Here is a 6,240-nt window from a genome sequence, read left to right on the forward strand (position 1 = left end):
ATGGGTTCGCTTCGCTCGGTATCTGTTTAATGTGGGACTTTTTGGCTGAACACGGTGCGCGACAGGATATTCAGGGCCAGCACGCTGAAGGTGATCAGCAATGCACCGCCCCAGGCCAGCGAGCGCCAGTTGTCGTACGGGCTCATCGCAAACGATGCGATGACGGACGGCAAGTTGGCCATCGGCGCATTCATGTTGAAGCTTTGGAACTGGTTATTCAGGGCCGTGAACAGCAGCGGTGCCGTTTCGCCGGCGATGCGGGCCAATGCCAGCAGAACACCGGTGATGACGCCAGCCTTGACGGCGCGCAAGCGCACCAGGGTGGCGACCTTCCAGCGCGGCGCACCGAGGGCAAACGCGGCTTCCAGCAGGCTGTTCGGCACCAGGCGCAGCATATTGTCCGTCGTACGCACCACCACGGGCACGGCAATCAGCGACAGGGCGATGGCACCGGCGTAACCGGAGAAGTGTTTCACGTGCGCCACGTACAGCGCATACACGAACAGGCCGATGACGATCGATGGCGCCGACAGCATGATGTCGGTCACAAAACGCGTCACTTGCGCCAGCTTGTTTTCTTCGCCGTATTCGGCCAGGTAGATGCCGGCCAGGATGCCGATCGGGGTGCTGACGACAGTCGCCAGGCCCACCATCAGGGCGCTGCCGACGATGGCATTGATCAGACCGCCGCCTTCGCTGCCGGGAGCCGGCGTCGTTTGCGTGAACAGGTCGATGGACAGCGCGCCGAAACCCTTGATCACCAGGGTAAACAAAATCCACACGAGCACGGCCAGGCCCAGGGCCATGGCGGCCACCGACAGGGCGATGCCGACGCGGTGCATCAGCAAACGCTTGCGGTAGACGGGGTTCATGGCCGGCTTGGCCGGAACGTCGTGGGTGCTAACTTGGCTGAGCTGGCTCATTTCGTGCCTTCCTTGCGGGACATGCCAGCCAGCATCAGCTTGGCGGCGGATAAGACGATAAAGGTGATGACAAACAGGATCAGGGCCAGCGAGAACAGCGAGGACACGTGCAGCGCCGATTGCGCTTCGCCGAATTCGTTCGCCAGCAGGGAGGTGATGCTGTTACCGGCGGCAAACAGCGACCACGACAGCTTATTCGCGTTGCCGATGACGAAGGTCACGGCCATGGTTTCGCCCAGCGCGCGGCCCAGGCCCAGCATGACGCCGCCGACGACGCCGGTCTTGGTGTATGGCAAGACGATCTTGCGCACCACTTCCCAGCGCGTGCAGCCCAGGCCGTAGGCGGATTCCTTCAGCACGGCAGGGACGATTTCAAACACGTCGCGCATCACGGAAGCGATGAAGGGAATGATCATGATGGCCAGCACCAGGCCTGCCGTCAGCAAGCCGATGCCCATCATGGGACCGCTGAACAGCTGGCCGATGACGGGCACGTTGCCCAGGGTGGCTTTCAGCAGGGGCTGGACGTGGTCGGCGAACAGGGGCGCGAAGACGAACAGGCCCCAGATGCCGTAGATGATCGATGGCACGCCGGCCAGCAGCTCGACAGCCGTGCCCAGCGGGCGGCGCAGCCAGGCCGGGCAGATTTCCGTGAGGAACAGGGCGATGCCGAAGCTGACGGGGAAGGCGATCAGCAAGGCGATGACGGACGTCACCAGGGTGCCGATGATGGGGATCAGGGCGCCGTACTGGTCATTGACGGGATCCCATTCCGCGGACACGATGAAATGCAGGCCGAAGGTCTTGAAGGCCGGTATCGATTCCATGATCAGCGAAATGATGATGCCGACCAGGACGATCAGCACCGACAGGGCGAACAGCATCGTCACCTTGTGGAACATGAAATCCTGGAAGCGCTGCTTGCGCATGGTGGAAAGCATTTGCGCGTGACTGATGGAATCGGTCATGGTGCCGCCTGGCATGGGGATCGTGGAGGAGGTAGATTGTGCGCTCATATTGTGCCAGATGTGGGTGGTACTGCCGGTGCTGCTGTTTTAATACGCCTGTCAAAACCTACTGCGCGTCGGGATTTACGGCCTGCGATGCTCACTGTACCTTCGTACAGTTGCGCTTCTCGACCGCAACTCCCTTCCGCTCGCTACGGTTTTGTCAGGCGTCGTTGCTTTTATTCTTTCAGCTACTTTTATTCTTTTAGCCAGGACCGTCTGCAAGGGCTTGCGGGCGGTCCTGGCTAACTCCCTGCCCCGCCATGCTGCCGGCGGGGCAAGGATGAATGACTCAGGCTATGCGATTAGTAGATCGACTTGCCCGATGCATCTTTCAGGTTGGCTTTCCACGATTCCTGCACCAGTTTCACGACCGATGCCGGCATTGGCACGTAGTCCAGTTCGACGGCAGCAGGGCCGCCGTTCTTGTAGGCCCAGTCGAAGAATTTCAGGACTTCCTTGGCCTTGGCTGCGTCAGCCTGGACTTTGTGCATCAGGATGAACGACACGCCGGTGATAGGCCAGCTGTTCTTGCCAGCCTGGTCGGTCAGAACCACGCCGAAGCCTGGGGTTTGCGTCCAGGGTGCCGAAGCGGCTGCCGCCTTGAAGTTTTCGTCGTCAGGCTGCAGGAAGTTGCCGTCCTTGTTTTGCAGCTGGGTGTGCGACATCTTGTTTTTCTTGGCGTAAGCCCACTCGACGTAGCCGATCGAACCCTTGATACGCTGGACGTTTGCTGCCACGCCTTCGTTACCCTTGCCGCCCACGCCGACGGCCCATTTCACAGCCGAGCCAGCGCCGATTTTCGATTTGAATTCCGGGTTGGTTTTCGACAGGAAGTCGGTGAACAGGAACGACGTGCCCGAACCGTCGGCGCGGTGCACTACGGTGATTTCCGTGTCCGGCAGCTTGACGCCCGTGTTCAGTGCGGCGATCTCGGGAGCGCTCCACTTGGTGATCTTGCCCAGGTAGATGTCGCCAACGACCTTGCCCGTCATTTTCAGCTGGCCTGGGGTCACGCCGTCGAGGTTGACGATGGTGACCACGCCGCCCATGATGGCCGGGAACTGCATCAGGCCCGCTTCTTCCAGCTCTTCCGCCTTCAAAGGCATGTCCGAAGCGCCGAATTCAACAGTCTTGGCCTTGATTTGCTTGATGCCAGCGCCGGAACCGACGGACTGGTAGTTCAGGCCGTTGCCCGTGTTGGCTTTGTACGTCTCAGCCCATTTGGCGTAGATCGGGTACGGGAAGGTTGCACCAGCACCTGTCATATCTGCCGCCATGACGGAAGCGGAGGAAAATGCCATCGCTGCCGAAGCACCCACGACGATAAATTTGAACATTTGCTTCATTTGCATATCAAGTCCTCAGGGTTGTTAGGGCTCAAAGTCCCGGTTGAATGCTGCGCAGTCTAGCAAGCGAATATGACAGCTTTATGACATGGGTAAAAAATCCTGAAATAATTGGCTACGCCCGGGGAGTCGCCCTTTTTGGCGCGAAAAATGACAGGACAGGCGACGCTTTATGACAGCTTATGTCACGCTTACGTCATATTTCATGATTACACTCACAACGCGTCATACATGATGAAATACGGCTAGAATTAACTATCTGCAAAGACAAAAGAATATGAAACCTGAACTGCACACGGAAGTGACCAAATCGGGCATCCTGCTTGACCGCGAACTGTCGCAACTGACTTTCAACCGGCGCGTGATGGCCCAGGCGGAAGACCCGAACATTCCGCTGCTCGAGCGCCTGCGCTACCTGTGCATCGTCAGCAGCAACATGGATGAGTTCTTCGAAGTGCGCGTGGCCAGCCTGCTGGCGGCCGGCAGCATCGGCGGTTCGCTGGCCGGCCACCCTGCCCTGGCGGCCAACCTGGAGCGCATCGGCAAGGAATGCCATGCGCTGGTGGAACGCCAGTACGAGATATTAAATAGCGAAGTCTTGCCGGCCCTGCGCGAAGCGGGCGTGCACTTGCTGCGCGACAACGACCGCAACGATGCGCAGCGCGCCTGGGTCAAGCAGTATTTCGACCGCGAAGTGCGCCCCCTGCTGACCCCTATCGGCCTGGACCCGGCCCACCCGTTCCCGCAAGTGGTGAATAAAAGTCTCAATTTCATCGTCTCGCTGAGCGGCAAGGATGCGTTCGGCCGCGGCACGGCCATCGCCATCGTCAAGGCGCCCCGTGTCTTGCCGCGCGTTATCAAGCTGCCGGACGACATTTCCGGCGACGGCGTATCCTTCTGTTTATTGTCGTCCGTGATCCATGCGCATATCTCGGATTTGTTCGCCGGACGCGAAGTCATTGCCTATTCGCAATTTCGCGTCACGCGCGACAGCGACCTGTGGGTGGACGAGGACGAAGTCAAGAATCTGCGTCAGGCGTTAAAAGGCGAACTCGTGGGGCGCCAGTTCGGCACCTCCGTGCGCCTGGAAGTGGCGCGCAATTGCCCGCCAGAATTGTCACAGTTCCTGCTCGACCAGTTTAATCTGGATCAAAGCCGGCTCTACCGCGTCAACGGCCCCGTCAACCTGGTGCGCCTGTCGGAAATGATCGACCACGTCAAGCAGCCCGAACTGCGCTTCCCGCCGTTCTTCCCGGGCCTGGCCCATAAAGCCATCGGCAACGACATCTTTGCCGCGCTGACCAAGCACGACATCCTACTGCACCACCCCTACCAGTCGTTCCAGACGGTGATCGACTTCATCCGCAGCGCCGCCTACGACCCGTCCGTCGTCGCCATCAAGCAGACCATCTACCGCACGGGCATGAACTCGGACCTGATGGAATCCTTGATCACGGCGGCGAAGATGGGCAAGGAAGTAACCGTCATCGTGGAATTGATGGCGCGCTTCGACGAGGAAGCCAATATCAACTGGGCCGACAAGCTGGAGCAGGCGGGCGCACAGGTGGTGTACGGCGTGGTGGGGCTGAAAACCCATGCCAAGGTGGCGCTCGTCATCCGCCGCGAAGAAGGCGCGCTGCGCTTCTACGCCCACTTGGGCACCGGCAACTACCACCCCACGACCACCAAGCTGTACACGGATTTTGGCTTGCTGACGGCGAACCAGGACCTGGCCGTGGAAGTCAATGAGGTGTTCATCCACCTGACCAGCCTGACCAAGCCGCACAACCTGAACCACTTGTGGCTGGCGCCGTTCGGCCTGCAAAGCGAAATCATCAAGGCCATCCGCAACGAGGCGAAGATCGCCCGTGCGGGCCGGCGCGGGCGCATCATCGTGAAAGTCAACGCGCTGGTCGATGAATCCGTGATCCGCGCCCTGTATGCGGCCTCGACCGACGGCGTGAAGATCGACCTGATCGTGCGCGGCGCCTGCACCCTGAAGCCGGGCGTGCCGGGATTATCGGAAAACATCAAGGTGCGCTCCGTGATCGGGCGTTTCCTCGAGCATAGCCGCATTTACTACTTCCGCAATGATCTGGCGCACGATGTCTACCTGGCCAGCGCCGACTGGATGAGCCGCAACCTGTTCCGCAGGGTGGAAGTGGCCTTCCCCGTGCTGGACCGGGCGCTGAAACGGCGCGTGATCGCCGAGGGCCTGAATCCGTATTTGAAGGATAATACCAATGCATGGGAACTGGAACCGACGGGCCATTACGCGCGCCGCAAGCCGCGCGGCAAGCAAACGCCGTTCAGCGCCCAGCAATACCTGATGCACACACTGGGCACGCCGGGCGCGGAGGTCGGCGAATAGACAGCTTTCGACTTTCAACACAGAGGAGCACAGCATGGACCTCATCTTGTGGCGACACGCAGAAGCCGAGCCGGGCGTCCCCGACCTCGAACGCGCCCTGACCGTCAAAGGCCAGAAACAGGCGCGCCGCATGGGGGAATGGCTGGCCTCGCAACTACCGGAAAATTGCCGTATCCTCGTCAGCCCCGCCCTGCGCACCCTGCAAACGGCGGAAGCGCTGGGGCGCAAGTTCAAGCTGATGCCGGAACTGGCCCCCGGCGCCGAGGCGGAAGACATCCTGAAGGCAGCCAACTGGCCCGGCGGCAAGGAAACCGTGCTCATCGTCGGCCACCAGCCCACCCTGGGCCAGGCGGCCGCCCTGCTGCTGACGGGCGAAGAGCAGGAATGGGAAATGCGCAAGGCCAGCGCGTGGTGGTTCTCGCAGCGCGAACCTGGCGACCCGATCAGCGTCTACTTAAAAGCCGTGATGGCGCATGATCTGGTGGTGAAATGAAAGTAGTCACACAGGGAAATGCGCAAGGCCAGCGCAGGATGGACAGGGTCCCGCAGCGCAAACCTGGCGACCCGATCAGCGTCTACTTAAAAGCCGT

Annotated in this window: 5 protein-coding genes; 2 read left to right on the plus strand and 3 right to left on the minus strand. The window is 60.4% G+C overall.

The window, feature by feature from the left end; all coding sequences use genetic code 11:
* Positions 1 to 26: 26 nt before the first annotated feature.
* The 3 genes from pstA to pstS form a co-directional block, all read right to left on the minus strand.
* Positions 27 to 923: a phosphate ABC transporter permease PstA gene (pstA, locus tag AC1RJW_RS28725; protein WP_493047947.1), complete on the minus strand. Its 897-nt coding sequence runs from the start codon at positions 921 to 923 to the stop codon at positions 27 to 29.
* Positions 920 to 1,891 (minus strand): phosphate ABC transporter permease subunit PstC, encoded by a 972-nt coding sequence (gene pstC, locus AC1RJW_RS28730; protein WP_227742171.1) that lies wholly within the window; start codon positions 1,889 to 1,891, stop codon positions 920 to 922. The genes pstA and pstC overlap by 4 nt, the downstream gene beginning before the upstream one ends.
* A 344-nt stretch (positions 1,892 to 2,235) precedes the next feature.
* Positions 2,236 to 3,285: a phosphate ABC transporter substrate-binding protein PstS gene (pstS, locus tag AC1RJW_RS28735; protein ID WP_077402145.1), complete on the minus strand. Its 1,050-nt coding sequence runs from the start codon at positions 3,283 to 3,285 to the stop codon at positions 2,236 to 2,238.
* A gap of 271 nt (positions 3,286 to 3,556) precedes the next feature.
* Between pstS and ppk1 the strand changes: the two genes are divergently transcribed.
* On the plus strand, positions 3,557 to 5,650 hold the full coding sequence (gene ppk1, locus AC1RJW_RS28740) for a polyphosphate kinase 1 (protein ID WP_493047948.1): 2,094 nt from the start codon (positions 3,557 to 3,559) through the stop codon (positions 5,648 to 5,650).
* A 34-nt stretch (positions 5,651 to 5,684) separates the two neighbouring features.
* Entirely contained in the window at positions 5,685 to 6,143 is a 459-nt protein-coding gene (gene sixA / locus AC1RJW_RS28745; RefSeq protein WP_035817346.1) for a phosphohistidine phosphatase SixA, read from the plus strand.
* The last annotated feature ends 97 nt before the right edge of the window (positions 6,144 to 6,240 follow it).

Source organism: Janthinobacterium sp. GW822-FHT07A03 (genome assembly GCF_058798815.1).